At 40.4% G+C, this 25,880-nt stretch carries 25 protein-coding genes; 10 read left to right on the top strand and 15 right to left on the bottom strand.

Features of this window, described 5'->3' with window-relative positions; translation table 11 throughout:
* Positions 1–7 precede the first annotated feature (7 nt).
* Complete coding sequence (locus ICL16_RS27145; RefSeq protein WP_190834320.1) at positions 8–169, top strand: hypothetical protein; 162 nt, start codon at positions 8–10, stop codon at positions 167–169.
* 221 nt (positions 170–390) lie between these two features.
* Here ICL16_RS27145 and ICL16_RS27140 read toward each other — a convergent pair whose 3' ends face one another.
* Positions 391–774: a hypothetical protein gene (locus ICL16_RS27140; RefSeq protein WP_190834318.1), complete on the bottom strand. Its 384-nt coding sequence runs from the start codon at positions 772–774 to the stop codon at positions 391–393.
* 1,325 nt (positions 775–2,099) lie between these two features.
* On the opposite strand from ICL16_RS27140, the gene ICL16_RS27135 reads away from it, so the two are divergent.
* Genes ICL16_RS27135 through ICL16_RS46940 form a run of 3 tightly spaced genes read left to right on the top strand, consistent with a single transcriptional unit; the run spans position 2,100 to position 2,609 of the window.
* The gene (locus tag ICL16_RS27135) at positions 2,100–2,276 is read left to right on the top strand and encodes a hypothetical protein (RefSeq protein WP_190834314.1); all 177 of its coding nucleotides are present in this window, start codon (positions 2,100–2,102) and stop codon (positions 2,274–2,276) included.
* A complete protein-coding gene (locus ICL16_RS27130; protein ID WP_190834311.1) occupies positions 2,227–2,451 on the top strand; it encodes a hypothetical protein in 225 nt (74 codons plus the stop codon). The genes ICL16_RS27135 and ICL16_RS27130 overlap by 50 nt, the downstream gene beginning before the upstream one ends.
* A 44-nt stretch (positions 2,452–2,495) precedes the next feature.
* Positions 2,496–2,609, top strand: a complete 114-nt coding sequence (locus ICL16_RS46940; protein ID WP_190834355.1) for an FAD-dependent oxidoreductase — start codon at positions 2,496–2,498, stop codon at positions 2,607–2,609.
* A gap of 357 nt (positions 2,610–2,966) precedes the next feature.
* Here ICL16_RS46940 and ICL16_RS27120 read toward each other — a convergent pair whose 3' ends face one another.
* Entirely contained in the window at positions 2,967–3,245 is a 279-nt protein-coding gene (locus tag ICL16_RS27120) for a DUF7219 family protein (RefSeq protein ID WP_190834309.1), read from the bottom strand.
* A gap of 586 nt (positions 3,246–3,831) precedes the next feature.
* On the opposite strand from ICL16_RS27120, the gene ICL16_RS27115 reads away from it, so the two are divergent.
* On the top strand, positions 3,832–4,506 hold the full coding sequence (locus ICL16_RS27115) for a response regulator (RefSeq protein WP_190834307.1): 675 nt from the start codon (positions 3,832–3,834) through the stop codon (positions 4,504–4,506).
* 45 nt (positions 4,507–4,551) lie between these two features.
* Here the strand turns inward: ICL16_RS27115 and ICL16_RS27110 are convergent, their stop codons facing one another.
* From ICL16_RS27110 to kdpA, 5 genes are all read right to left on the bottom strand, one after another.
* Positions 4,552–5,079 (bottom strand): hypothetical protein, encoded by a 528-nt coding sequence (locus ICL16_RS27110; protein ID WP_190834352.1) that lies wholly within the window; start codon positions 5,077–5,079, stop codon positions 4,552–4,554.
* A gap of 175 nt (positions 5,080–5,254) precedes the next feature.
* Positions 5,255–5,899 carry a K(+)-transporting ATPase subunit C gene (kdpC, locus tag ICL16_RS27105; RefSeq protein ID WP_190834305.1) on the bottom strand — a complete coding sequence of 215 codons (645 nt, stop codon included), beginning with the start codon at positions 5,897–5,899 and terminating at the stop codon, positions 5,255–5,257.
* Positions 5,899–6,168: a potassium-transporting ATPase subunit F gene (locus tag ICL16_RS27100; RefSeq protein ID WP_190834303.1), complete on the bottom strand. Its 270-nt coding sequence runs from the start codon at positions 6,166–6,168 to the stop codon at positions 5,899–5,901. The genes kdpC and ICL16_RS27100 overlap by 1 nt, the downstream gene beginning before the upstream one ends.
* 91 nt (positions 6,169–6,259) lie before the next feature.
* Positions 6,260–8,395 carry a potassium-transporting ATPase subunit KdpB gene (kdpB, locus tag ICL16_RS27095; RefSeq protein WP_190834301.1) on the bottom strand — a complete coding sequence of 712 codons (2,136 nt, stop codon included), beginning with the start codon at positions 8,393–8,395 and terminating at the stop codon, positions 6,260–6,262.
* Positions 8,396–8,471: 76 nt separating this feature from the next.
* On the bottom strand, positions 8,472–10,217 hold the full coding sequence (kdpA, locus tag ICL16_RS27090) for a potassium-transporting ATPase subunit KdpA (RefSeq protein ID WP_190834291.1): 1,746 nt from the start codon (positions 10,215–10,217) through the stop codon (positions 8,472–8,474).
* A gap of 379 nt (positions 10,218–10,596) precedes the next feature.
* Here kdpA and ICL16_RS27085 point away from each other — a divergent pair, with 379 nt between their 5' ends.
* Complete coding sequence (locus ICL16_RS27085; protein ID WP_190834281.1) at positions 10,597–11,691, top strand: sensor histidine kinase; 1,095 nt, start codon at positions 10,597–10,599, stop codon at positions 11,689–11,691.
* Between the two features lie 3 nt (positions 11,692–11,694).
* On the opposite strand, the gene ICL16_RS27080 is transcribed toward ICL16_RS27085, so the two are convergent.
* Both ICL16_RS27080 and ICL16_RS27075 read right to left on the bottom strand, forming a co-directional pair.
* The gene (locus tag ICL16_RS27080; protein WP_190834278.1) at positions 11,695–12,030 is read right to left on the bottom strand and encodes a XisI protein; all 336 of its coding nucleotides are present in this window, start codon (positions 12,028–12,030) and stop codon (positions 11,695–11,697) included.
* Positions 12,018–12,434 carry an element excision factor XisH family protein gene (locus ICL16_RS27075; RefSeq protein ID WP_190834275.1) on the bottom strand — a complete coding sequence of 139 codons (417 nt, stop codon included), beginning with the start codon at positions 12,432–12,434 and terminating at the stop codon, positions 12,018–12,020. Before ICL16_RS27075 ends, ICL16_RS27080 begins: the two co-directional genes overlap by 13 nt.
* Before the next feature lie 223 nt (positions 12,435–12,657).
* Between ICL16_RS27075 and glyS the strand changes: the two genes are divergently transcribed.
* Together glyS and murD are read left to right on the top strand one after the other, a co-directional pair.
* Positions 12,658–14,808 carry a glycine--tRNA ligase subunit beta gene (glyS, locus tag ICL16_RS27070; protein WP_190834272.1) on the top strand — a complete coding sequence of 717 codons (2,151 nt, stop codon included), beginning with the start codon at positions 12,658–12,660 and terminating at the stop codon, positions 14,806–14,808.
* An 82-nt stretch (positions 14,809–14,890) separates the two neighbouring features.
* Positions 14,891–16,261 (top strand): UDP-N-acetylmuramoyl-L-alanine--D-glutamate ligase, encoded by a 1,371-nt coding sequence (murD, locus tag ICL16_RS27065; protein ID WP_190834350.1) that lies wholly within the window; start codon positions 14,891–14,893, stop codon positions 16,259–16,261.
* 46 nt (positions 16,262–16,307) lie between these two features.
* Here murD and ICL16_RS27060 read toward each other — a convergent pair whose 3' ends face one another.
* The 3 genes from ICL16_RS27060 to ICL16_RS27050 all read right to left on the bottom strand — a co-directional run bounded on the left by ICL16_RS27060 (position 16,308) and on the right by ICL16_RS27050 (position 17,338).
* Positions 16,308–16,541: a hypothetical protein gene (locus ICL16_RS27060; protein WP_190834264.1), complete on the bottom strand. Its 234-nt coding sequence runs from the start codon at positions 16,539–16,541 to the stop codon at positions 16,308–16,310.
* A 77-nt stretch (positions 16,542–16,618) separates the two neighbouring features.
* Positions 16,619–16,867: a hypothetical protein gene (locus ICL16_RS27055; protein WP_190834261.1), complete on the bottom strand. Its 249-nt coding sequence runs from the start codon at positions 16,865–16,867 to the stop codon at positions 16,619–16,621.
* A 219-nt stretch (positions 16,868–17,086) separates the two neighbouring features.
* Complete coding sequence (locus tag ICL16_RS27050; RefSeq protein ID WP_190834258.1) at positions 17,087–17,338, bottom strand: hypothetical protein; 252 nt, start codon at positions 17,336–17,338, stop codon at positions 17,087–17,089.
* A gap of 387 nt (positions 17,339–17,725) precedes the next feature.
* Here ICL16_RS27050 and ICL16_RS27045 point away from each other — a divergent pair, with 387 nt between their 5' ends.
* Together ICL16_RS27045 and ICL16_RS27040 are read left to right on the top strand one after the other, a co-directional pair.
* Positions 17,726–18,169: a pepsin/retropepsin-like aspartic protease family protein gene (locus ICL16_RS27045; RefSeq protein ID WP_190834256.1), complete on the top strand. Its 444-nt coding sequence runs from the start codon at positions 17,726–17,728 to the stop codon at positions 18,167–18,169.
* 81 nt (positions 18,170–18,250) lie between these two features.
* The gene (locus ICL16_RS27040; protein ID WP_190834253.1) at positions 18,251–19,186 is read left to right on the top strand and encodes a succinylglutamate desuccinylase/aspartoacylase family protein; all 936 of its coding nucleotides are present in this window, start codon (positions 18,251–18,253) and stop codon (positions 19,184–19,186) included.
* Between the two features lie 346 nt (positions 19,187–19,532).
* Here the strand turns inward: ICL16_RS27040 and ICL16_RS27035 are convergent, their stop codons facing one another.
* The 3 genes from ICL16_RS27035 to ICL16_RS27025 form a co-directional block, all read right to left on the bottom strand.
* Positions 19,533–19,715: a hypothetical protein gene (locus tag ICL16_RS27035; protein WP_190834251.1), complete on the bottom strand. Its 183-nt coding sequence runs from the start codon at positions 19,713–19,715 to the stop codon at positions 19,533–19,535.
* A 160-nt stretch (positions 19,716–19,875) separates the two neighbouring features.
* Positions 19,876–21,900 carry a RiPP maturation radical SAM C-methyltransferase gene (locus ICL16_RS27030; RefSeq protein ID WP_190834248.1) on the bottom strand — a complete coding sequence of 675 codons (2,025 nt, stop codon included), beginning with the start codon at positions 21,898–21,900 and terminating at the stop codon, positions 19,876–19,878.
* Positions 21,901–22,082: 182 nt separating this feature from the next.
* Positions 22,083–25,856, bottom strand: a complete 3,774-nt coding sequence (locus tag ICL16_RS27025; protein WP_190834246.1) for a WD40 domain-containing protein — start codon at positions 25,854–25,856, stop codon at positions 22,083–22,085.
* Positions 25,857–25,880 lie beyond the last annotated feature (24 nt).

Genomic DNA, 25,880 nt, shown 5'->3' with positions numbered 1-25,880 from the left:
ACGGTAGATGAAAAACTATCACCGGATTAAACTTCGGGAAACACTGCGCTCCAGCTACTGGTTTGTGCCAACACTTATGACGGGTGCGGCGATCGCACTGGCTTTCTTCATGCTGACAAGACGTGGCGGTAACAATTCGCTTACTAGACGCGATCGCGATGATTGCTGAGTACACTCATAACAACAAGAACCGTGCGACGCTGCTGCGTCATGCCAAGATGATTAGACGCAGTAGCCATGACTTATTGGAGGAATTGGACCCTTGAGGATGTTGAAGCAAGATACCAGGTAGTTATCAGGGTATTGTCGTCACTAGATACAAATTTAAGACAATAACTCTAATTGATTCTGAATTCTGAATTCTGACTTCTGAATACTTCTTCAATTATGTTACTGTTTGGGGCTGTAGTCAGAGCAATCTAGCGCTTCTTTGGTTAAAGCGATAGAAGGGTGTACTGCACACTTAAGAAAATTGCTGTTGTGAAAGTATCGACATTTTTTACAGGGAACTTGCTGGAAGAGTTTGCTAGTTACTATTTCATTTTTATTTCTATTTTCTACAAATTTACAGGAAATCGAGACGATAAAAACGACAGATGCCCAAACAATCATGAAGCAAATAGGAGCTAAAAATAATATTACATAATTTGTGTTTTCAAACTGAGTTTTTGTTGGATTATGTGTTGCCTTAGTTGGTTCAACTTCAATGAGATTTGTTTGATGAAAACTCTCCTGTGCTGATACATAGAATTGTACCATATCTGCCTGTCTCATATCAAAAACCTCTATTTACTCAATCTGGAACCACAACATTTAGGTAGATACGCGCCATATATCTTCCGAAAAAGGAAGTGATAGCTATCAAGATGAGTAGCGTTACAACTATCTGAAAAAATCCTTGCAACATGGCTCATAAACACTTATTGTATTGTAAATTGCATACTCAAAATCAAGTGGCTTATGAAATCAGAGCGCGTACACTAGATGGGTTTGCTTCAAAAGTAATCCACCTACATCCAAGAGCGCGACCAGTTAAATGCTTTAGCCTTTAAATCAGGGCAAATTTATCTTGTTTTGTTTGAACTAGTTTTGTTTCTATTTAAGAAAATTTAATTAATAATATCTAGATAAATTTTAGCCCAAAAAGCAAATTTTTTCTAATTTATAAACACATCCTATTTTATTTATATTAGCACATAAATCCGTGTTATTTTCCACCCTCTTAAAGAGCTTGCACAATATTACAAACAAAAAGATTGTGATGGTAATCTTCTCGTTTCTTGCTCAGCTTGAACAAGGGATTTGGCTAAGGTTTTTTGCTCCAATTTGGTTTGACAAGGTAACAATGGCTTGGATGAGTCAACTATAGTTAGGCGCTTGTGTGGCAAGCGCTTGCTCCTGAATATAACTATATGAGATCTGGTTCATTAATCATAAAGCCAACTCCACTGCCAGAGATCACAAAAGCAGCAGAGTTAAATGACAGCAGCCAAGTTCGGGGTGTCATTGTTTTGATGTTTAAGAAGTATAAAAGCAATCTTTCTATTTTTCTATTTTGTTTTTCTTCTATCTAAAGAGGTATTTGACGTTCTTTCGCTTCAGTATATGCCAATTGTTTACGTAGTATATAACTTAAAATCTAAACGGTATAGATAACATGTATATTTTCCAATCTAAAATAAATAGATCTATATATACTTCTAAATATAAAATTAATTGTATGCACTAAATAAACACTTAAATTTACTCAAATTTAAGACTATGATTGATAGTTGAAATAAAAACCAAACTAGGAGTTAAAAACTAGAGGCTTGAGTCATTGTGTAAGAGTGAAAAGTAAACTTGGTTTTAGAAGTTAGTTCAATCGTCACTAGATAGATCTATGGAATAGGATAAAAACGGAGTATCTTTGTTTAACTGTTCAATCCCCTAAGTTCATTTATGGTTTTTTCCCTAGTTCCTAATTCCAAGTGACTAGCTGAGTCATGGTATTACTGTTGGTGAAGATGGGTTGAGTCACTAAGTTGGCTCGTCCTGCGCTCCGATCTTCTCCAGTGAAATATTAATTCAACTAAATGTTAATCCGACTGAGGAAAACTATGGGTGGGCAAAACTGTGTATCCGCTGCTGCTCGTTTGCAAGATAAACTACCACCACCGTTGCATTTATTGGTAGATCTAGCCTTCAACTTCTGGTGGAGTTGGTTTCCTGAAGTGTCTGCTCAATTTGGCTCTCTACAAGCTGTTAGAGGAGGAAATTATCCCTTGCTACTATGAGCAGGATGACGAAGGATTACCTCGTCGCTGGATTAAGATGATGAAGACTTCGATTAAAACTATCGCTCCTTATTTCAATACCGATCGCATGGTAGCGGAGTACGTCCAAAAGATGTATTTGCCCCAGGATCAAGCTGAAGTTGAACTGGCAATATCTCAAACACTTACTCACTAACCACTTACCACTAACTACCAACAGTTAATTAAGTTTTTAGCCTTATGACTCACTCAACAAACCCAACGATTATTCTAGGCGGTGGTTTTACCGGGTTATTTACAGCTCTCCACCTCAGCCAACACATATTTAAAGCTACTACCAACGCCCATGCATAATTTGAAAGTAACTGCCGAATGGCTGGTTGACACAATTTTCCAACGCTACAGCGATGAAAACCATTTTACAGGAGCCGCCGCGATGTCAATTCAAAATCATAAATAAGTTTTTCAGAATTTTTCTCCTGCTCTTTTTAGTTCCTTAGAAAGGAAAATCATGAGTCAAAAATTTGCCATCATATTGTTAGGCTCACCAGTAAGTTATACAATTTATATTATCTATGACGAGCGCTCGCGCTAACTACGTCATCGCCTTCAATGCCCCAACTTAGAACAGATTTCTGAGTTGGGGCATTTGAGGATGATTGGATTTTGGTAAAGCCAGTGGGTGTAGGAAGTGCTTTGCGATTTTTGCACCTAAAACCCGCCATAGTGTTCTTCTACATTTTCTTTGTCTGTAGCAATCTTCAGTTCCTTTTTACTGTGTTCCAATTGTTTCCAAAGTACCTCAATTTGCTTGAAGGCTTCTTCCGCAGAGAGTTTCCCGCCTGTTTGTAAATTGGCAATGTAGCCAACTTTTTGAGCAAATTCTTGGAGATTGGCATTAAACACCAGGTTCTCTGGCTTGACTTGACCATAATAGCGACTACGAGGGTAGAGAAAGCTGTCTTTTTCTCTCTGATTGGGGTTCTTCATACAGTTTGAGATTTTACCCAGACGTTGGATAGAGTAACTTTTATAGCTGCTTTCCACTGAAAAATGTAAGTTATAGTAGGCTGACGTTGAGAAGTTCTGTAGAAAATTATTCTCTCTTTTTTAATCATGTTTTTGCCCTACTTTTAGGGTCTTCTTAATTTATCTATTATCAAGCTTTTATTAAAAAAATACAAGGTATAAATTATCTGTTATAAATCCTCTGTATTGAAATATACCTCTAAAATATTAGAAATGTTTAATACGTTAAGATAATAAATATACATTTTTAAGCGGTTTTACCAAGGATATAGCAATCGTCAAGCGAAAGGAGTAGTGGGAATGTATTTGACACGTTAAATTTTAGAAGCACATGGTGGGAGAATCAGGTCTAAAAATCGACTTCCTAACGGCGCAATAATTGCATCCGTTACCAGATTCTTGAAGCACATGGCTGTATAATTTTGTCAGAAAAGAAACACGCAAGTAAGGGTGCAACGTTGTGGATTTCTACTACCTATTTGTTTGTGACCAAAGAATTAGGATGGAAAGGTAGGGGGACTATTAAATTATAAACTTATAACTAAAAATGAAACCTGATGTGGTAATAAAAATATTACTCGTTGAGGATGATGAGCTGTTTCGCTTGGGACTGCGAATGCGGTTACAACAGGAAACATGCATAGAAATTCTAGCCGAGGCAGAAGATGGTGAGCAAGCAGTAGAACTAGCTAATCATTATCCCCTAGATTTAGTTTTACTAGATATTGATTTACCAGGAATTGATGGAATTGAAGCTTGTTGTCAAATTAAGCAGCATCACCCTCATTTACCCATCCTAGTTTTAACATCTAATTCGGAAAAACCCCTAATTGCACGGTTAATTAAAGCAGGAGTTGCCGGTTACTGTCTTAAAGGAATTCCTTCAGAGTCTTTGATATTGGCATTACGTTCGGTAGCAGCAGGTGCTTCTTGGTGGGATCACACAGCAACCACAGAAATTCGAGCCGCTTTTAAGGAAAACAACTTATCAGCATCATCTACAAAAAATATTGAGCTAAGAGAAAATCCTTTGACGAAGCGTGAACAAGAAATTCTGGCGCTCGTAGCTGCTGGTAAAAGCAACCAAGAAATTGCAGAAATTCTTTACATTGCTCCTGGTACAGTGCGGGTTCACATTCATGCGATTTTGCAAAAGTTGGAAGTGCGCGATCGCAATCAAGCGGTAATGTTGGCTATTCAGAAAGGATTCGTAGCAAAATAACTGTTGGAGAGTGAGTAACATTTACAGAAAAATTCTTGACTCTCGTTAGTGAATAGACTCCTCTAGGTAGAGACGAACTGAGTTGGCACATGAGTGTAGATTTGGTTCAATATTCTTACTGAGAAAATCCTCTACAGTGCGCCCTACCACACTAGCAAGCAACTGCGGTATCCCTTTAATTTGCTTGGTGTCTATCGTGAGTTCGCCGCGACTTTCAATTAACGTGCCGCCGTTATACTCAAGAAAGCGGTTCTTTCCTGCGCAGTAAACTGCTTCAGTAAATGCGTGTGTTTTAATGCGCCATTCAGTGGTGAACTCAGACTCGTTCCATGTGGAGATATCAGTCCACTTGAGCATCGCCTCACTGAGTACAGCACGCGCTACTACTGGAATCTCGCTATCGCCGTGCCACTCGTTGACAAAGTGAATGACACCGCTCTGTTCAAAACGCGACTTGACCTCAATTCGTCGTACATTAGGTAAGTATGGTACGAGTTCGACGAGCTTGTCGCGATACGTGGCATAGACGAGCGGACGCGGAAAGGGAATGTAGGTATCAGCACAAATAATCATTTGTAGATTTCGGTTTGGTAATGCTACTGTTAGACTAGTAGTCAAAGAAATTGAGCGCGTGTTTGGTTTTTTAACAAAGTGTAACGCACCATTTTTAAAGATTGTGGTGCGTTACGGCATTTGCCTATTTTGGTTGTAAAAAACTACCACTAACCACTAACTACTAACCTAATTACTAACTCGTAGACTTTAATTTATCCAAAGCTAAATTTAGTTTTAAGACGTTGACACCAGGATCACCAAAAATCCCCAAAAAGCGACCATCGGTGTTTCGAGAAATCAGCTCTGCCAGTTGATTAGGCTGAAGTCCTCGCGCCTTTGCTACTCGTGCAATTTGCGTTTGAGCAGCTTCAGGAGTAATGTGGGGATCAAGGCTGGAACCAGAGGTATAGACTAAATCGGCTGTAGGTTGTTGTACGCCTGCTGTTTTCAGACGATTCAAGTCTCCTTCAATTCGTTTGGTAGGATCGGGGTCATTTTTGCCTTTGATGCGCTCAAGCAATGCTGGATTACTAGGAGCTAAGTTGCTAGCACCAGATACTCCAGTTTTTAAAACTCCAGCTTCATCCTTTTTCGGATCGGCAGTACTATAGCTGGTAGTACTGGGACGACTGTTGAAGTAGCGATCGCTAGTGAAAGGTTGACCAATTAGAGCAGAACCAACTATATTACCTGCATTATTTTTAATCAAACTACCATTGGCTTGATATGGAAATACAATCTGCCCAAAGCCAATCATCACCAAAGGGTAAATGATAGCTGTAATTACCCAAAGTATCAATGTAGAACGAATGGCTCTGCCTACATCAGTTGCAATCATTAGAATTTCTCCGGTACAAACATCACGAAAAATAAATAAGTAGAAAGACCTACTGCAGTTAGCCCTAACAATCCCAACGCCCAAGCTTGGGTGCGTTCAAGTGTTTCACCAGTGGCAGCATAAACTAAAGGAGCAACCACTAAGTTGAAACATATTGCCAGGAATAGATATAGTGGCAGTTTTTGTCTACGCCATTCTGTCCAAATATCGAGCGCAAATTCAAATGTTCGGGCAGAGATTTGAGATAGGGAGATAGTGCGTCTTTTCATAGATATTTAATGGTAGAGACAAGAGCGATCGCGTCTGTAAAGTAGTTGGTAGAGACGCTCCAGCGGAGCGTCTCTACAGTAGGAATTGCAATCAAGATAAAGGCAAAATAATATCAATCAATTTGATGGCAATAAAAGGAGCTATAATGCCACCAACACCATATATAAAGATGTTACGTCGTAATAATTGATCTGCCGTTAAGGGACGGAACTTCACCCCTTTGAGTGCGATAGGAATCAGTGCCGGGATAATTAAAGCATTGTAAATGAGTGCTGAAATAATCGCAGATTGAGCGCTCTTTAGCCCCATAATATTAAGTGCGCCAATCCCAGCTGCAGCAAAGATAGTGGGAATGATCGCGAAATACTTAGCGATATCGTTGGCGATCGAAAACGTTGTCAACGCCCCACGGGTAATCAATAACTGTTTACCAATCGTCACCAAATCAATCAACTTCGTAGGATCAGAATCTAAGTCCACCATATTAGCAGCTTCTTTGGCAGCTTGGGTACCAGAGTTCATCGCCACACCCACGTTTGCCTGAGCCAGTGCTGGAGCATCGTTAGTACCATCCCCAGTCATAGCTACTAGCTTACCCTGAGATTGTTCAGAGCGAATCACTTCAATCTTATCTTCCGGAGTCGCTTCAGCGATGAAATCATCAACCCCCGCCTCCTTAGCTATTACACTAGCTGTGATGCGGTTATCACCCGTGAGCATAATCGTCTTCACTCCCATACGGCGGAGTTGATCAAACCGTTCTCGCAGACCTGGTTTAACAATATCCTTAAGATAGATGACACCGTAAATTTCATTGTTAGAGCAGACAGCTAAGGGTGTGCCTCCCAATCCAGATACTCTTTCATAAGCTGCGTCTAACTCCGACGGAACGTTGCCGTTACGAGAACGTACAAAACCCTTAATCGCATCTACTGCTCCTTTACGGACTTGTTCGCCATCAGGTAGATTGGTACCACTCATCCGAGTTTTAGCAGAAAACTCCACACCCTCAGCTTGGTTGGTGTTGAAGTCTACCCCAACCTGGTACTTTCCTGCCAATCCTACGATTGACTTGCCCTCCGGCGTATCATCAAACACGCTAGCAGCTAGGGAGACTCGCGCCACATCTTCAACTGAATGACCATTTACAGGAATAAACTCATCTGCCATCCGGTTGCCTAAGGTGATTGTACCTGTTTTATCCAATACCAAGCTGTTGATATCACCACAAGCTTCTACCGCTCTTCCCGAAGTGGCAATCACATTAAATTGAGCTACCCTATCCATCCCAGCGATACCGATCGCACTCAATAAACCACCAATAGTGGTGGGAATTAAAGCTACCAGCAGCGAGATGAGGATAGCAACGCTAGCACCAGTGCGCAAACTGTTCCCCGCCTCTACTCCATATAAAGTGCTGACAAAGTTGGCAATGTAGCCAGCGAAAGGAGGAATAGTCGAAACTACAATCAGAAAAACCTGAGTTAACACTGCTAACAGTACTGTCAAGGCAATTTCATTGGGAGTCTTACTCCGTTCTGCTCCTTCTACTAGAGCAATCATACGATCGATAAAGCCTTGACCGGGGTCAGCAGTAATGCGAATTGTCAACTCGTCAGAAAGCAGACGTGTACCTCCTGTAACCGAACTAGCAATGTCTGTACCAGGTTGCTTCAATACAGGGGCAGATTCTCCGGTGATAGCAGATTCATCAACTGAGCCTATACCCTGAAGTACTTCCCCATCAGCAGGGATCACATCACCTGCAATCACCTTGACTAAATCACCCCGACGCAAATCTGTGGAATTAACTTCTTGAATGGAACCATCAGGGAGGGTTTTACGGGCAGTAGTTTTTGATCGCGTCGATCTTAATGTATCTGCCTGTGCTTTGCCTCGTCCTTCCGCAACAGCTTCCGCAAAGTTGGCAAACACGACTGTGAAAAATAGAATTAAAGTAATCAACCCGTTTAACAAGCGTTGCTGGTTAACATCTGCCTGTAATGTACCGAATAAATTCGGGTTAACAGTTACCAGGAAAGTGACTATTGTTCCCACCCAAACGATAAACATCACTGGGTTTCGGACAGCAGTTCGGGGATTGAGCTTGACAAATGACTCTCGAATTGCTCGTTGGTAAAGTCCCCGCATATCTGCTTTGGGAGTGTGCCTGCGGGACGAAGGAGTTCCAAGGGCAGAAGAGGTTGAGTCAGTAGAGGTTTGCATAAATTTGTTAATTGTTAATTGTTAGTTGTTAATTGTTAATTGTTGTTTGCTATTAACCATTAATCACTAACGACTTTTAGCCAATACCTTTAGCAATTTGGAAAGCTTCGCCGATTGGTCCTAACGCCAGTACCGGGAAGAAGGTGAGTGCGCCTAAAATTAGAATTACGCCTGCAGTTACGCCTGTAAATAATCCAGTATCGGTGCGTAATGTACCAGTAGTGAAGGGAACAGGTTGTTTGCGGAACATGCTATCTGCAAGTAACAGCAAACCTATGATTGGGACATACCTTCCTGCTAGTAGACTGAAGCAGGTACTGAGGTTCCACCATAGGGCTGTTATAGTTGGTTGTGTACCTGTGGCGATCGCTAACGGTGACGGTTGTGAATCACTCAAGCCTTCAAACCCAGAACCGTTGTTAGCAGCAGCTGAAGCGTATTCGTAAATAACTTGAGTAAAGCCATGAAAACCTGGATTACTAATTCCTGCCAGTTGATCGGGAAATGCCAAAGCAATCCCGGCGGGAATTAAAATGGCGATCGGGTGAACCAGCAAAATTAGGAAACTGGCAAGCACTACCTCACGCTTTTCGATCTTGCGTCCCAAAAATTCCGGTGTCCTTCCTACCATCAAACCTGTCACAAACACCGCCAAAATTAAGTAAGCAAATAGATAAGCTGTTCCCGTACCCTGTCCACCAAAAACAATCTGAAAGAACATATTTGAAAGGGTAACGAATCCACCATTAGGCATAAATGAATCGTGCAAGCTATTGACTGCTCCGCACATGGTGGCAGTTGTAATCACGGCATACAAAGCAGATTGCGCCCAACCAAACCGCACTTCTTTACCCTCTAGGTTTGGCTGCTGACTGCCCAAAAGCGCGTTCACTGCCGGATTACCGTTGTATTCACCAATTGCTGTAATGATAATAAAGACTACGAGAATTGCTAGTGGAATACAGTAAACCAACCAAGCTTGTTTAATATTGTTGGCAAAGATGCCATAGGTGTAGATCAGTGAGGAAGGTATCGAAAGGATTGCCACAAGCTGAATCAAATTGCTCAAGCCATTTGGGTTTTCAAATGGGTGTGCCGAGTTGATGGCAAAAAAGCCGCCACCGTTTTCTCCTAGTTCTTTGATGATTTCATAGTGAGCCACTGGACCGCGTGCGATCGCCTGACTAATGGTAGGATTTTCTAAGGTAGGAATCACCACAGGACCAGCTAAGGTTTCTGGAACTCCAGCCGCCATGAGAACTATTGCCCCCACAATACTGATGGGTAGTAAAATCCGCATAATCGTGCGAATTAAGTCTACGTAGAAATTGCCCAAAGGTCTACCAGTTAAACCGCGAATAAAGGCGATTGCTACCGCTATCCCCGTTGCCGCAGAGGTGAACATGTGATAACCCAACCCCAACATTTGGCTGGCATAACTCATGTATGTTTCACCAGAGTAGTGCTGCTGATTGGTATTGGTGATGAAGGAAATTGTGGTATGTAAAGCTGTATCCCAGGTGGGTGCTGCTAATTTTGTTGGGTTGAGGGGTAGCCATCCCTGATTCATAATGATGAAGAAAATCAACAACGCCATCACTATGTTGCTGTAAAGAATTGCTCGCGCATACTGCCACCCTGTCATGTTTTCTTTTGCGGCAACACCAACTAGTGAGTAAAGTACTCGCTCAATTGGGTTCAAAATTGGGTCGAGAAAAGTCCGCTGTTCCAGAAAGACACGCGCTATGTATCGCCCAAATAAGGGAGTTATTGCTACTACAATTAGTAGTGTTAATGCGATTTGAATCCATCCTTGTAGCATGAGTTAATCGAACTCCGACTTTGGTAGATTTAAGATTTTAATCAGATGTTTTGCTGTTAAACTGTGCTTTTTTACAACCTGCATATTCTCTTATGCTGCTAATAACTAATCGTTAATAGCTTTTAACCATTAACAATTTATGTTAATTATGAAACTAAAATTAAGAAAAAACAAGGTATAGTTTGTTTTTTATATCATTATATATAATGGAAATATATACCTAGCTAAATAGAAAAAGTTTAGAAAGTTTAGATTAAGTCTATATCTAGAGATATAGATAATGTTTAAAGGAAAATAAACAGCTACTTTTGGCGAAAATTGGCTGGTTTTTATGAAGTTTGTTAATTTTAATAAATAAGATTGTATTATTGATTTGTTCATGTTCAAAATATGGTACTCCAAATTTATTAACTTTAAGAGCAATCCACGTTCGAGAATATTCTGGTTAGTGGTTGGACTGGTTACAGTTGTCATGGCTTTGGAGTTTTCTACTCCTCCAGACTATGTGTTTGGCTACCTCTATATCGGTCCGATTTTGCTAGCAAGTGCGCGTCTGCGACGAGTAGCAACGGTAAAGTTCACTACAGTTACTTGTGTTCTGACGATTTTTAACATATGGGTTCCAGGTAGATACACTGTAGAGGCTGCCACAATTGCTAGTAGATTAATTGCGATCTTGGCTCTAGTTGTGACAGGTGTTCTAAGCGATCGCAACCGTATATACCAAGAGGCACTTTTGCAGCAGGAGGCAAAACTTCAGGCACAAGAAAAGCTTGCCAGTGTGCGAGAAGACTTTGCCTCTACCTTAACTCACGATCTGAAAACTCCTCTTTTGGGAGCAATTGAAACCTTGCAAGCGTTTGAACGGGAAAATTTTGGTTCTGTTGTTGCTACTCAAAGGAAAGTTTTGGCTACCATGATTCGCAGTCACCAGACTAGTTTGCAAATGGTAGAAACGCTTCTAGATGTTTACCGTAACGATGTGGAAGGGTTAAAGCTTCGTTTAACACCTGTTGATTTGGTTGAGATTGCATCTGAAGTAGCAACAACTTTAACAGAACTGGCTTCCAGTCGTCGCGTTTATATTTCATTAAACTACGGTGAGTCAAACTTTCGCCAGTTTCTCTGGGTTGATGGTGACGCTTTCCAACTGCAACGAGTATTTGTCAATCTCCTCACTAATGCCATTAACCACTCTCCTCGCGGTGGTATAGTGGAGGTTGTGCTGGAACCTGGTTCATCCTATCAAACTGCTAAAATTATGGACACTGGAGCAGGGATTACACCAGAAGAACTGCCACACCTGTTTGAGCGGTTTTATCAGGGACATAGCGATCGTCACGCTAAAGGTTCAGGGCTAGGACTTTACTTAACTCGTCAGATTGTAGAAGCACACGGTGGTAAAATCTGGGCGGAAAATCGACATCCTCACGGCGCAATTTTTGCATTCCGTCTGCCTGCGCGTGTTGTTTGAGTGCTAACCTACAGCGTAATCTGTATATTTACGTTTATAAGGAGCATGAAAACCCAAAACTAAGTCGTGCTTTGGTACACCCAAAGCTTCTAATTGACTGGCAATACCAATTTCTGTCCCATCATGTTGAATCCAAATCTTATCATCCTTAATATCTAAATGCAGCACACAACCATAAATACGCCGCTTGTTGCGCCAACCAACATGAACTAATTGATAATGATCGTGTTCTCTATCAAAAATTGTTTGCGCTTCTACTTCTTCATTTGCTGCTTTATAATTGCTATATTCTGTCAGTAATCTTTGAATATATTCTCGATATTGGTCTACTTTTGCCATTTGACAATTACCTCAACTTCTGGCTCGTAAACAATTAAACTTATTCGATTACTTTGGACAATTTTTTGTGTAAAAGGTAACTGAAAAAATGATTCATAAACATCTAGAGGAATAGCCAGATACAAGAATCTTTCTGGTTGTTCTTCTTCCAAAACAGACCGATAATTAATAAATTGCCCTACTGCTGTATGAAATTCTGAAATAGTTGAATACCCCAAAAAACTTTTAACTTCTACTGCTATTTTTTCGCTACCTCGCTCTGCTGCAATAATTTTCTCTGCTCCAATATCAATATAAATTTCAACACCTCCTGAGCGAATTAAAAATTGCTCATCAGTAACTAACCACCCATCTTTTACTAATGCATTTTTAACAGTATCATGAAAAATATCTTTGGCGGGCATCTTCCAATAGCTACCAATGTCTATTTCTGGTTAACGTACTTCTAATATATCAAAAATGTTGACGACAGGTTGGCTCTGGGCTACTGCTACTCATTTTAACCAATTTCTTCTGCCATAGCGTTGCTTCTGGGGCGTACAAACGCTTCACTTCTGTTCTGCCCTCTTACTTCTGGCTTCTTCAATGGTAAATTTGAGCTACGATGAACGTTAAAAACATTGTCCTATGCCTAATTTTTTATTGGAAGTTGGAGTAGAAGAATTACCTGCAAGCTTTCTCAGTAAAGCTATAGAGCAGTGGAAAGAGCGCATTCCGCAAAGTTTGGCAGCTAATAATCTGGCTACTGAAGCTGTGGAAATTTACGGTACTCCTCGTCGCTTAGCTGTACTGATTAAAGGTATACCATCTCAGCAGCCAGACCGGGAAGAGGAAGTTAAAGGTCCCCCTGTACAAGCGGCGTTTAAGGATGGTAACCCTACGCCTGCAGCCCAAGGTTTTGCGAAAAAGCAAGGTGTTACGATAGATGCTTTTGAGGTTCGCGCTACTGATAAAGGGGATTTTGTGTTTGTGCGCAAAGTTATCCCCGGTCGCAATGTGGCGTCCATTCTGACAGAATTAGTACCTGAGTGGATTTTTGGATTGGAAGGTAAGCGGTTGATGCGTTGGGGTGATGGGGATGTGAAGTTTTCTCGCCCGATTCGCTGGTTGGTTGCTTTGTTGGATGATGCGGTATTGCCAATTGAGTTGGTTAATGGTTCTCTGAGTGTAAAGAGCGATCGCCATACCCAAGGTCATCGTGTTTTACATCCACAATCTGTGACCATTGCCTCTGCTACTGATTATGTCACGACGTTACGCTCTGCTTACGTTGCTGTTGATGTTGATGCCAGATCAACTACAATTACCCAGCAAGTGAAGGAAGCTGTACAAAAGTTAGATGGGTATGCAGAAATCTACCCTGATTTGTTGGCGGAAGTTACTAACTTGGTAGAATGGCCTTCAGCGGTTGTGGGCAAGTTTGAATCTGAATTTTTGCGTTTACCTACTGAGGTAACTACTACTGTTATGGTTAGTCACCAGCGTTATTTTCCCGTTTTTAAAGCAGAAAATAGCAAAGAGTTACTACCATATTTTATCACAGTTTCTAATGGTGATGCAGCTAAATCAGATATTATTGCAACTGGTAATGAAAGAGTCATCCGCGCTCGTTTAGCTGATGGACAATTTTTCTACAAAACTGATTCAGCAAAGCCTTTGGAAAGCTTTTTACCCCAGCTAGCAAAAGTTACTTTCCAAGAAGATTTGGGTTCGCTGCGAGATAAAGTAGACCGCATATGTATTTTAGCTTTGGCAATTACAGAACAACTGCAATTAGGAAGTGAGGAACGGGAAAATATTCAAAGAGCAGCTTTACTATGTAAGGCTGATTTAGTTACGCAAATGGTTTATGAATTTCCTGAATTGCAGGGAGTGATGGGAGAAAAGTATGCTTTGGTTAGTGGTGAACCACAAGCGGTAGCAACAGCAATTTTTGAACATTATTTGCCACGGGGAGCCGATGATATTCTACCTCAAACTCTTACAGGTCAAGTTGTTGGTATAGCTGACAGACTCGATACTTTAGTAAATATTTTTGGATTGGGTATGATACCTAGTGGTTCTTCCGATCCTTTTGCTTTGCGACGGGCGGCAAATGCTGTAGTTAATATTACCTGGGCGGCTAATTTACCGATTAATTTACAACAGTTGCTAGAGCAAATTACAACGGATTTTGTGAAGGAGCATAATAAAGATAAGGCGCAGTTAATTGCAGCTTTGTCAGAGTTTTTCCTGCAACGTGTTCGGACTTTGTTGCTTGAAGAAAAGCAGATTGATTATGATTTGGTGAATGCAGTTTTGGGAGAAAATGACCCAGAATATGCAGCACGGGCGTTAAATGATTTATTGGATGTGCGCGATCGCGCTTTATTCCTGCAACAAATCCGCAATGATGGCACTTTGGAGAAAATCTACGAAACTGTCAACCGTTCCACTCGTCTAGCAGCGCAAGGCGATTTGGATACAAAACAGCTAGAACCAACTAGTCTTGTTCGTAAAGAATTGTTTCAAAAATCCTCTGAAGAAGCTTTTTACAATGCCATTGTGAATTTAGTGCCACAAACTACCGCAGCCCAGCAATCACGTAATTATATGCAGTTAGTAACTGCATTGTTGGCAATTAATCCTACTGTGAGTAACTTTTTTGATGGTGCCGAAAGTGTTTTGGTAATGGATTCTAATCCAGAAATTAAGCGCAATCGTTTAAATTTGCTCGGATTACTGCGCAATCATGCCCGTGTTTTAGCTGATTTTGGTGCGATTGTAAAAAATCTGTAGCATTCGTCAACAAAAAGTTGTGTAAATGTTGCACAGAAACGCTACGATTAGGGTGCTTAACCAGGGACCTCTGCCACAGTCTATGCCCAAAGCCCATGTAATTGGATTAGGAAAGTCCGGTGTTGCTGCGGCGAGATTGTTGAAACGGGAGGGATGGGAGGTGTTGCTGAGCGATCGCAACACCTCAGAATCTCTCCTGCAACAACAACTTGAACTTGCCGCAGAACAAATAACTGTTAAACTCGGCTATTCTCTGGAATTAGAGGGTTCCGATTTACCCCAATTGATTGTCGTCAGCCCCGGCGTGCCTTGGGATATACCCGTATTAGTCAAGGCACGAGAATTGGGAATTGAAACTATTGGGGAAATGGAACTCGCTTGGCGGCACTTACAATCAATCCCCTGGGTAGCAGTCACAGGCACAAACGGTAAAACTACAACTACCTCCTTAATTGCGGCAATTTTTCAAGCCGCAGGATTCAACGCTCCTGCCTGCGGTAATATTGGTTATGCTGCCTGTGAAGTTGCCCTGTCTGTTTCATCACCAGATTGGGTGATTGCGGAAATTAGCAGCTATCAAATAGAATCTTCTTGTACTATTGCGCCACGCATTGGTATTTGGACAACTTTCACGCCAGATCATCTTAGTCGTCACAAAACATTAGAAAATTACTACAACATTAAGGCAAAGTTGTTGCAAAAGTCTCAGTTGCAAGTGTTCAATGGTGATGACCCGTATTTAAGGAACGTGGGTTTAAATCAGTGGTCAGATGCCTACTGGACAAGTGTTAAAGGTAAAGATTATCTGCTCGGCAACAAAGGTTTTTACATTGAAGATGGTTGGGTTGTACAGACGCGAAATACGAAGTCTGTACAGGATGAACGGATTGTGTCCGTTTCGGCTTTACGCATGGTGGGAGAACACAATCAGCAAAATCTGTTGATGTCAGTGGCAGCAGCGCGGTTAGCAGGAATTGATCGAGATGCAATTACAAGTGCTATTCGTGAATTCCCAGGTGTTCCTCACCGTTTAGAACATATTTGTACGTGGGAAGAAATTGATTTCATCAACGATAGCAAAGCTACTAATTATGATGCTGCTGAAGTTGGTTTGGTTTCTGTAAAAAGTCCGGTGATTTTAATTGCAGGTGGCGAAGCAAAAGCTGGAGATGATAAGGGGTGGATAGCAAAAATTAAAGCTAAAGCTGCTGCGGTTTTACTAATTGGTAATGCAGCTTCAGCTTTTGCTCAACGTTTGCAAGATGAAGGATATTCTAATTACGAAATTGTCGAAACAATGGAACGGGCTATTCCTAAGTCAGCAGAGTTGGCAAAACAATATCAAGCATCGGTGGTGTTGTTATCTCCTGCTTGTGCTAGTTTCGATCAGTACGCTAATTTTGAAGAAAGAGGCTCGCGCTTCCGGCAACTGTGTCAAGAGTTGCTCAAATAATCAGATACCCGACTTCGCAGAAGTTGTCGGGTATCTAGAAAAATAATTAACGGCTAGACTCCAAAATTATTGCCAATACAAACATACAAAAGATGAAGATTGCCACACGGAAAAACCATATCCACATGGATAGTAGCATTTGGGCAATTGGAGAAGCTTGGAAAACTTGAGACAAGACATAGGCAATGGTGAAGCCAAGCAGAGTTAGTAGAAAATATTTCAAACCCTTAGAAGCCCACTTGAACAGCAAATTACGATCTTCGGTTACGTTGGTTTTCATGATTTTTGCCCTTTGTTAAAAGTTGATAGGAATTATTGCACTCTCCGGTATTGGGTACTGCTCTTCCCAATCCCCAATCACTTCGTCTGAGTAGGTTGTGTTGTCGGATTATCTTTTTGAGGCTGTAAAGATTGAGAATTATTGGTGCTGATAAGAATCAAAGCGATTAGCCCAATGATGAACAACAGCCATTGAGGAGATTGATTCCCAACATCTCTAACGTCATAGGATTCTCGGCAATGGGGACAAAAGTAAACATTTTTGTTTTGGGGATGTTGTTCAAAACGACAGGGGGGGAAAGGATGATCGGCATATTTACAGCTCATTGTTTGTAACCTCGTAGATGAATTGCAAAGGAATTTTTAATTTTGAATTGCCTTAAAAACACAAAAGACTGGAGAGTGAAAGGAATTCACTACACCAGCCTTTGTAGAAGTCTCAACTATCTTGGCTAATGGGTATGACTTGTAGATATTCAGTTTTCCCGACTCCAGAACTCCAGTGTTCTGACTTGTATAGTGCTGGGAGTCTTCAACAGGGTGTTGCTATGAGTTTTCGGAGTCTTTCTTTAATTTCCAATCTCGAAAGTCATAGAACTGCTCAATGTTAAATACATATCTATAGCTAGGTTGACCTTCAAGGATGAGCGCAAACTTCTTTGCACCCTTTCTGTTTCGGATTGTTTCTACTACAATACCAACTCTACCAAAGCCTGTGGCATCAATAATTTTTGTCAAGCTATTTTCAAAGTCAATCAGAAATTGGTAAAGCTCGTTTGGCTCTTGCGATCGGGACATACTTTAACTCCCAGGAGATAACACTTTCTGGTAAAGAACTGTCGGGAATAACAGAAACCGCCTCACACCGCAATCTGCAAGTAATCTATAGTTAAAGTAGTAACCTAGCTCTACTCGCAAATTACACAACCTTTACCTTTGATTATACATATGTGAGAAATACTTGGCAAGAAGTTATCTACGATCCTCTACTTTAGATAGAGTCGGGGCGAAGGGTTGTAACTAATGTCAACTTGAAGCGAAAACTAGTGTAGGAGAGCTTTATTGCATTCCAAGTCTTTGACTTGGAACGAGATATCTGCTCAAATCCACATTGATTTTCTAACGTTAAACTAATCTTATAAAAAACTAGAGCCTCAGCTGTACGTGATTAAGTAGGAGGAAGTCATGCAAATAAAAGATACAAACGGTATGGGTAAAGTCTTCACTACCTTGACTATAATCAATAGAGCTGACCAGATTCGTGCTGAAGATGGGACAATTACACCAGAACAAGTGCGATCGCTCACTCTGAAAAATGTATTAGTAGGTACAGGAGCGACAACTTTATGTTTACCAACACAAGTAGTAACCCAGCTAGGGCTAAAGCTACTTCGAGAAGTTGATGTTGCAACTGCAATGGGCATTGGTAAAGCAAGAATTTTCCAAGATGCCAAAATATCTCTATGCGATCGCGAAGGTACTTTCGAGTGTTTAGAGTTACCAGGAGGCTCGGACGCATTGTTAGGTGTAATTCCTTTAGAAGCTTTGGGATTGGAAATTGACTTGCAAAATCAAACTTTGAAAGTTTTACCGATTAGCCCCACAGATACTTATTTAACAATTCTGTAAACCTATATACAAGTTTTTTTCAGGGGTGCGTTGTACAAGGTAAAGATAACCTGTAAGTAACAGCACAAATACTCAGACAAAATGCAGTTTGAAATTAGTAAAGTCATAAATATCGGTCAAGTTGGAATCACTCAGCTTGAGATTCCAATTTACACATTTGGTCAAGGAGAACCTGTACTTGGTATTACTTGTTACCTTCATGGCGATGAAACAGCAGGAATTTATGTCTTAGCCAATGTAGTTGACTATCTAAAAGCTCACAGCTACCTCTTCGGCACAATTCATCTAATTCCCGTTGCCAATCCGGCTGCTCAATTTGTGAAAAATCGTTTATCTCCAATCGATGCATTGGATATAAATAGGTTGCGACAAGGAAATAAAGAAGGAACAATTACAGAAAGAAATGCATTCTATTTATTTGAGTTTCTGGTTAAATGCGATTTGGTGATTAATCTTCATACATTTGAAATGATTTCACCAGTAACAGCAGTATTTATGAATGCAGGAGCAGAAGAAGTCAGGAATAAAACCCTTGCAGCGATGAAAGCTTTTTCACCAGAAATAATTTGGATTACTGATGCGCTACAAAATCGCTATTCAGCATATCAATCTACTCTAGATGTGACTCTTGCTGAAGCCGGAGTCACAAACTTTTCTATAGAAACATCAGAAATCATGTTTTTAACAGACGAGCAAATTAGACGAACATCTCAAGGTATTCTCAATGTAACTCAATACATGGGAATCCTCAAAGAATCTTTTAGCGATCAAATTACTAATGAACCTCAAATAATATCTCAAAGAAAAGTTTTTACCGCTAACGTTGCTGGTTTGTGGCAACCTAGTGTTAATCTGATGCAGACAGTTGAGCCTAACACTCAAGTTGGCATACTCACAACATTGCACAACTTTGAGCCACAAGATATATATGCAACTGATTCAGGAATTATTTTTCAGTATCGACACCGCCAGCATGTAGCAACAGGTACTAGTTTATTTAGTGTGGGGTATGTCTGAAAAGTTATAAATAGTAGGTTGGCGTAGGCAGTTTTAACCCAAAAATAACCTGGATGTATATTGACAGGGTTTTTTCATTCTTACCATAAACCGCCCAGAAATAAATGCCATAAACCGCCCAGAAATAAAAGTCCTTTGCTAATAGCTTAAGTCCACTTAAGTGGACTTAAAAGCTGTCTAGTAAATATCTATGGCAATCCTATTTGATTTGTGAAATTTGATCGTAGAGCATAGTCTTCTTTAGAAGACTTTAGCTATTAGCCTGGGACTCAAAGTCCCAGGCAGATGATATTTTGCAATTTTATCTGGTTGAAGCTTTTAACGCAAATTGGAGGGATTGAAACTATTAAATAGGGCTAACTCCACCTTTGAGTGGTTCCCTCTTGATGTTGATAGCTTGATAGTTCATTACATCTATAACTTTAGAAGTATTAATGAATAAATTTCCTGATTCATCAAGATCAAAGTCATCAGGAGTTAGCTTAGGTTCAAAACCAGTAGATGTTGGTTTCTGCGACACGTTTCCCATTGTTAAGTTATTTATTTGTGGTAAGGTGGACTGATATTTTAATATACACCAAGATTTTTTTATCTGGTGTTTGAAATCAGACATATATATATAAATTTTTGATGAAGTTTGTGGTTAATTACTGTGCGATCGCATCTCATTAATAAGAGTACTCAAATTGTTAGAGTTTTCGTGAGATAGACATAAATTTCTCTAATACTTGTTGAGAAGGTGAATAATCGCCCCCTAAAGGAATAGCTAGATTTAAGTACAAATGATCTTCTTTAATCATCAAACCTTGATTGACAAGCCGTTGTAATATCTCTTCGATTTCTGGGCTGGATAATTCTTGATTTAAATCCTGTTTAAGCAGATGTTGTAGCTGACTAGTTGTGTGAATGCGATCGCACGCTATATATAGTAATCTCTCAATTCCTGTTAGAATTACTTGAGGTTGCTGAGCAATGGGGCGCAGATCGATCAGGAGTAAATATTTTCCTTTATCTACTGATAATAAATCACTAGTTTTATGAACTTTTTGCCATAAAGCAATTTGCTGTGCAACAGGCTGAGTGTAGGCTGCCACATTCTGTGGTTCAATATATTCAAAGGTAAAATAGTAAGCCAAGTTCGCGACTACTTCCTCTTTTAAAGGATAAATATACTGATAGCTTGGATATGGTTTAATATTTGCAAAACCATAATGCGCAGGTTTGTCAAAATAAGGACTAAAACGATCAATCCGAATCGGAAAAGTCGCGTCTGGTGGTTGCAAGTGAGTTATCAAAGGAATCAACTCTGCCATCCGTGCATACTCATCTGGGGGTTCTCCTGGAAAACCCCACAGCATATTCCACGAAGGGCGAACACCTAATTCTTTACACCACTTCAAAAGTTGAATATTTTGTATACCTTTAATGCCTTTGCGCATTAGCTCTAACACGCGACTGCTCAAGCTTTCAATCCCCGGTTGAATTCCGTCTATTTTGGCATCTCGCAGCGAACGGATTTGCTCTTTTCTCAGATTAGCTTTTACCTCGTAGAACAATCCTACATCTAGTTGATGAGCAGCGAGTTTGGGAATAAACTCTTTAAAATACTTCAAATCCAAAATATTATCGACAACTTCAACCGAACAGTTAGGATATTTCTCGGTAAGATAAAGCAGTTCTTCCATTGCTCGCCCAGCCGACTTGCTACGGTATGCTATGTTATCACCATTAAGTCCACAGAAAGTGCAATGGTTTCTCTCACCCCACCAACATCCCCGCGATGTTTCAAATAAAAGTTGGGGCTTGTGGGTTTCATCCACAAGGTTACTACTCTCTAGCTGCGCAAAGAAGTCATCATAATCTGGAAAAGGCAAGGTATCCATGTTGCTAACTGAGGGTGCATTGGCATACTTACCCTTTTGGGATAAGTATTCAATGTTGTCATGGGTAAAGACACCCTGCAAATCAGAAATAGATTTTTGTGCTAAAATTCGCTCAACTAGCTCAGGAAAAACAATATCTCCTTCCCCGGAAATTGTGGCATCTACAAAGGGAAACTGACGAATAACTTCAGCCCCCATGATTCCTTCACAGTTAGCGCCACCCAAAATAATGAAAGTTTCTGGAACTCTTTGTTTAATACGTTTTGCTAAAGAATTAGCAGCCGAGTGCTGTTGGAAAACACTGGTGAAGGCAATAATTTTGGGTTGGTAGGCAACTACTTCCTCAACACACTCATCCAAAAACCCTTCTACCTTATCTCTAATAGCCAGAACCTCTTGAATAAAATCTTCTGCGATAGGTTTTGCCCAATCTTTGTGTGCTTCAAGATGAGCTGGCTCGCGCCCTCTTAGCACATCATTAATATATCCTTCTACATTAGTAGAATCAAACAATGCTCCACTAAAAAGCCATTCTCCCAGCAAATCGTAGATTGCCGGACGCCCTTTAGAAATCTGCTCATATAAGGATATGCCTATTAGGGAAGCAAACTTTAACGTCAAGTAAAGAATCTTCGCGTGTATGCTCCGAGATGTTAACCCTGCCTTAAGTAAACCAAGACCAATTGAAGGTAGGAACAGCGGACCAAATGGCATACTAATTAACAATACCTCCGTTTTGTTCCAAGAAGCTGCCACAGAAACCCGGTTTCTTGAAGAAACCGGGTTTCTCTCAACCCCTAATGACTCTAACTGAAAGGTATTGTCTAGCACACTCACTTAGTTTTAACTGTCTTCGCTCAGACTATAACTTTTTTTTACTCGACAATCAAGAGACACTGACATTTATATTAGATATCTCCAAATAACAACGTAGAGACGCGAAATTTCGCGTCTCTACAAGGGTTGTAGACAACGCAGGTTGAATTTCTGGAGATGTCTATTGGTTTTTGTTTTTAGCTCCTTTGAACAACTGATAGCTCTTCTATTGCTCCCAAACTCTTTAAATCATCTCTTTGAGCATCATCTAAGCCTTTAGTGTTGGCAATATTCATTTGCTCATAAGGTCTAGGTTTTTGTAGAGTTTTAATACACTCACCGGTTTCCAGATTCCACAACTTAATAGTTGAATCTTTGCTACAACTTGCCAAAACTTTCCCATCTGGGCTAAAGCTAACTCTACATACCCAATCTGTGTGTTGATCAAGCGTGTGCAAGCATTTACCAGTACTAACGTTCCATAATTTTACAGTGCTGTCATCACTACTACTAGCCAAGATTTTACCATCAGGACTATAAGCAACCGACCAAATCCGCTGGCTATGACCTTCTCTCAATCTCTTGCACTTACCAGTACTAACATCCCAAAACTCGATCGCACCATCATAACTGCCACTAGCGAGAGTTTTACCATCAGGACTAAAAGCAACGGACCAAACTCTGCTAGTTGGTTCTTTCGGACGCTGAAAAACTCTCACACTACCATCACCCACATTCCACAATCTAATGGTGTGATCGTCACTACCACTTGCTATGATCCCCCCTTCGCTCCCCGAATTTCGGGGGGTTGGGGGGTTTGGACTAAATGCTACAGACCAAACTCTACTACTGTGTCCTTTAAATAATCTCAGACACTCACCAGTACGAACATCCCATAAACTTACAGTGTGATCGTCACTACCAATAGCCACGAATTTACCATCTGGACTAAAAGCCACAGCCCAAACTTGACTTTCGCCACCTTCGACTGCTCTAGTTAAAGTATTTAGGCATGTACCAGTTTTCACATCCCATAAGCGTAAGGTATGGTCATCACTGCCGCTTGCCAATATATTACCATCAGGACTAAAAGCTACAGCCCAGATTCGACTAATGTGACCTTCCAATTTAAGAAAATCCTTACCAGTTGATGCATTCCATAATGTTATTGAGTATTCATCACTACTACTTGCTAGAGTTTCACCATCAGGACTAAAGGCAACACACCAGACTGCTCTTGTATAACCCTTGAGTCGCCACAAACGTTTGACACAATAGTTTTCTCGGTTAATATTCCACAACTTCAGGGTTTGATCTTCACCACCACTAGCTAAAAACCCCCCAAACCCCCCCAACCCCCCCTTATTAAGGGGGGGGTTGGGACTAAAAGCTAATGCCCATACTCGATGCTGGTTATGTGCAGATAAAGTTTTAATCCATTCACCAGTACTTGTATCCCAAAACTTAATTGTACCATCATCACTACCACTTGCCAGAATCTTACCGTCACAGCTAAAAGCAACTGTGCGAACTGGTTTTGTGTCTTTTTCTGGACTTTTGAAGGTATGGATACATTCACCAGTGCTGACACGCCACAATTTTACCGTGCAGTCATCGCTACCAGTAGCTAAGATACCTCCAAACCCCCCAGGGGGGTTTGGACTAAAAGCGACTGTGAATACCCGTTTTTCGTGTCCCCTAAGATGAGTTATGTAACTACGATTACTTACATCCCATAAATTCACATTTATGTCTGGGTCATCACTACCGCTAGCTAAAATTTTACCATCAGGACTAAAAGCCAAAGACCAAACTTGCTTTGTTTCTCCTTGAGGTGATTTTAAAGTAGCAATACATTTACCACTTTGAACATCCCAAAGTTTAATACTACTGTCTTGACTACCACTGGCAAGAATTTTACCATCAGGACTAAATGCTACCGAGCATACCCAGTTTTTGTGTCGTTCTGACTCACTAAAAGTTTCAATACACTCACCAGTATCGACACTCCAGAGTTTTACAGTGTAATCATCGCTACCAGTAGCAATGATTTTGCCGTTAGGACTAAATGCGATCGCACGTATCCAATTAGTGTGTCCCGTGCGGCGAAAAAGTAGCTTTTGTTTGGTAACTTCCCACAAGCAAATTTTACTGTCAGCACCGCCTGTCGCTATTAGTTTTCCATCTGGGCTAAAAGCTACCGACAAAACGCTATCCATTGTTCTGGTAAAAACACACCTATCTAAGTTGCAATTAGCAAAATTAGTGTTGCGCAGTTCCACATTTTGAAGATAAGCTTGGCGAATTGTTAGTCCAGAACAATCCAAACCATTTAAATCTACTTTCATTTCTACAAGTAAATTGAGAATATTGCCACCTGCATAACCTGGTTCTCGTGAAAACTTTTCTCTCAAATTTGAGCTCATGCGTGTAAACCAAGATTTAGAAAATGACTTGACTTCTTGTTCACTTTTCAGATAATTGCTTTCAATAAAATAATTAAGTAACTTTTCAGTTAACGGTTTGAGAATTAAGTTATTTTGTGCTGTTTTGATGTAGGCGATCGCTTGAGCTTTAGTTAAACAATGACTTTCTAGTATTTTAATTTCTTGATGAATAATCTCCTGATAAAATTCTTCTATTAATTGTTCGGTAACATACTCCATCAATACTGGCTGTAATGTAAAACGTGCAGCATTTTTCTCAATTAGGGATCTGCGTTGTAGCGATTCTAAAGTCTCTAATAACACAGAGGGCGATATGGAAGGGATTATGTCTTCGCGCAATTCGGGAATTGAAACCCACTCCCGATTAATTGCTAGCCAGTATATTACCTGTTTCTCCATTTCTGACAGGCGAATAAATTGCTGATTTAAAAAATCTCGCAAAAGTTCAGCAACAAAAATTTCTCCCTCTATTTCTTCAGTTTGTTGTCCTAAATCTACTAAAAATTCCGAAATTCTACCATCAAATATCTCTTTGATAGTTGTAGCAACAATTTTTAATGCTAGTGGACTATATGAATAAGATTTAATTAGTCTTTGGATGAGTAAATTTTCTTCTGGTTGATTGTCCTGTTTATTGAGGAAGTACTTAAAGACTTTTTCTGCTTCTTCCTCTTGAAGTCCTGTCAAAGATAATGTTTGCACTGGTAGAGCTTTGATTTCAAGTAATTCAATTTCTCTCGGCTTTTCTCTACTAGTTAATATCAAGCAACTCTGGTGGGCGTCCTCTCCTACTCTTCTCAATAGCTCTCCATATCCTTCATAATCTTTCCTGTAGTATCCTGCACGTTCACCACTCTGTAGAATTGTTTCTAAATTATCTAAGATGATTAAGCAGCGTTGCTTAGCTAAGAACTTAATTAGTAACAAAAGCTTTTCATCAAGCTCTTTGGGTAAGTGGATTTCTTGCCCGTTAGAGAGAAAATGAATCAGATTTTCGAGAATTTCTTCAATTTGTGGAGCTGTGCGCAGAGAATACCAGACAACATACTCAAAGTGTTCTTGAATTTGCAGTGCTAGCACTGTAGCAAGAGAAGTTTTACCAATGCCTCCTATGCCCAAAATTGCTAATAATCGACATCTGTTACTATTCCTGTCTTTGTCTAAAATCCACTGTTTTGCTCTTTTTAGTTCTTCCTTACGTCCCTGAAAGGTGGATACATCTGGTACATCACTTAAATCTACATGTTTTGAAGCAACCGCCACAGAAGATTGCTGATATTGATCTACTAAAACTGTCCGTAGTTTCTCTAGTTTTCCCAGTGCCGTTCCTTCGATGCCAAATTTGAGATAAACTGAACCCAGTCTCTTACGCACCGCGTGATCGCTAATCCCCAACTCAACGGCAATTTCTTTTGCAGTTTGACCTGCTAGAGCTAGACGTAGAGTATCTAACTCAATATCAGGTATTTTTTGTTCGACTGCAAGCACCTGAAGAAAATTAAAAAAATCTGTAGGTAGGGACATATTGTGAAAAAATAGTAGCGTTAT

It is taken from the genome of Iningainema tapete BLCC-T55 (assembly GCF_014698965.1).
Taxonomy (GTDB): domain Bacteria; phylum Cyanobacteriota; class Cyanobacteriia; order Cyanobacteriales; family Nostocaceae; genus Iningainema; species Iningainema tapete.
This window is presented reverse-complemented; position numbering and strand designations above follow the sequence as displayed.

Coding starts and splice junctions, on each gene's coding strand:
- ICL16_RS46940 (WP_190834355.1), top strand. CDS start 2,496: ATGACTCACTCAACAAACCCAACGATTATTCTAGGCGGTGGTTTTACC.
- murD (WP_190834350.1), top strand. CDS start 14,891: ATGCCCAAAGCCCATGTAATTGGATTAGGAAAGTCCGGTGTTGCTGCG.
- ICL16_RS27045 (WP_190834256.1), top strand. CDS start 17,726: ATGCAAATAAAAGATACAAACGGTATGGGTAAAGTCTTCACTACCTTG.
- kdpC (WP_190834305.1), bottom strand. CDS start 5,899: ATGATTGCAACTGATGTAGGCAGAGCCATTCGTTCTACATTGATACTT.
- ICL16_RS27115 (WP_190834307.1), top strand. CDS start 3,832: ATGAAACCTGATGTGGTAATAAAAATATTACTCGTTGAGGATGATGAG.
- ICL16_RS27040 (WP_190834253.1), top strand. CDS start 18,251: ATGCAGTTTGAAATTAGTAAAGTCATAAATATCGGTCAAGTTGGAATC.
- ICL16_RS27135 (WP_190834314.1), top strand. CDS start 2,100: ATGGGTGGGCAAAACTGTGTATCCGCTGCTGCTCGTTTGCAAGATAAA.
- ICL16_RS27140 (WP_190834318.1), bottom strand. CDS start 774: ATGAGACAGGCAGATATGGTACAATTCTATGTATCAGCACAGGAGAGT.
- kdpB (WP_190834301.1), bottom strand. CDS start 8,395: ATGCAAACCTCTACTGACTCAACCTCTTCTGCCCTTGGAACTCCTTCG.
- ICL16_RS27050 (WP_190834258.1), bottom strand. CDS start 17,338: ATGTCCCGATCGCAAGAGCCAAACGAGCTTTACCAATTTCTGATTGAC.
- ICL16_RS27055 (WP_190834261.1), bottom strand. CDS start 16,867: ATGAGCTGTAAATATGCCGATCATCCTTTCCCCCCCTGTCGTTTTGAA.
- ICL16_RS27035 (WP_190834251.1), bottom strand. CDS start 19,715: ATGGGAAACGTGTCGCAGAAACCAACATCTACTGGTTTTGAACCTAAG.
- ICL16_RS27085 (WP_190834281.1), top strand. CDS start 10,597: ATGTTCAAAATATGGTACTCCAAATTTATTAACTTTAAGAGCAATCCA.
- ICL16_RS27100 (WP_190834303.1), bottom strand. CDS start 6,168: ATGAAAAGACGCACTATCTCCCTATCTCAAATCTCTGCCCGAACATTT.
- ICL16_RS27060 (WP_190834264.1), bottom strand. CDS start 16,541: ATGAAAACCAACGTAACCGAAGATCGTAATTTGCTGTTCAAGTGGGCT.
- ICL16_RS27075 (WP_190834275.1), bottom strand. CDS start 12,434: ATGCCCGCCAAAGATATTTTTCATGATACTGTTAAAAATGCATTAGTA.
- ICL16_RS27080 (WP_190834278.1), bottom strand. CDS start 12,030: ATGGCAAAAGTAGACCAATATCGAGAATATATTCAAAGATTACTGACA.
- ICL16_RS27110 (WP_190834352.1), bottom strand. CDS start 5,079: ATGATTATTTGTGCTGATACCTACATTCCCTTTCCGCGTCCGCTCGTC.
- ICL16_RS27025 (WP_190834246.1), bottom strand. CDS start 25,856: ATGTCCCTACCTACAGATTTTTTTAATTTTCTTCAGGTGCTTGCAGTC.
- glyS (WP_190834272.1), top strand. CDS start 12,658: ATGCCTAATTTTTTATTGGAAGTTGGAGTAGAAGAATTACCTGCAAGC.
- ICL16_RS27120 (WP_190834309.1), bottom strand. CDS start 3,245: ATGAAGAACCCCAATCAGAGAGAAAAAGACAGCTTTCTCTACCCTCGT.
- ICL16_RS27145 (WP_190834320.1), top strand. CDS start 8: ATGAAAAACTATCACCGGATTAAACTTCGGGAAACACTGCGCTCCAGC.
- kdpA (WP_190834291.1), bottom strand. CDS start 10,217: ATGCTACAAGGATGGATTCAAATCGCATTAACACTACTAATTGTAGTA.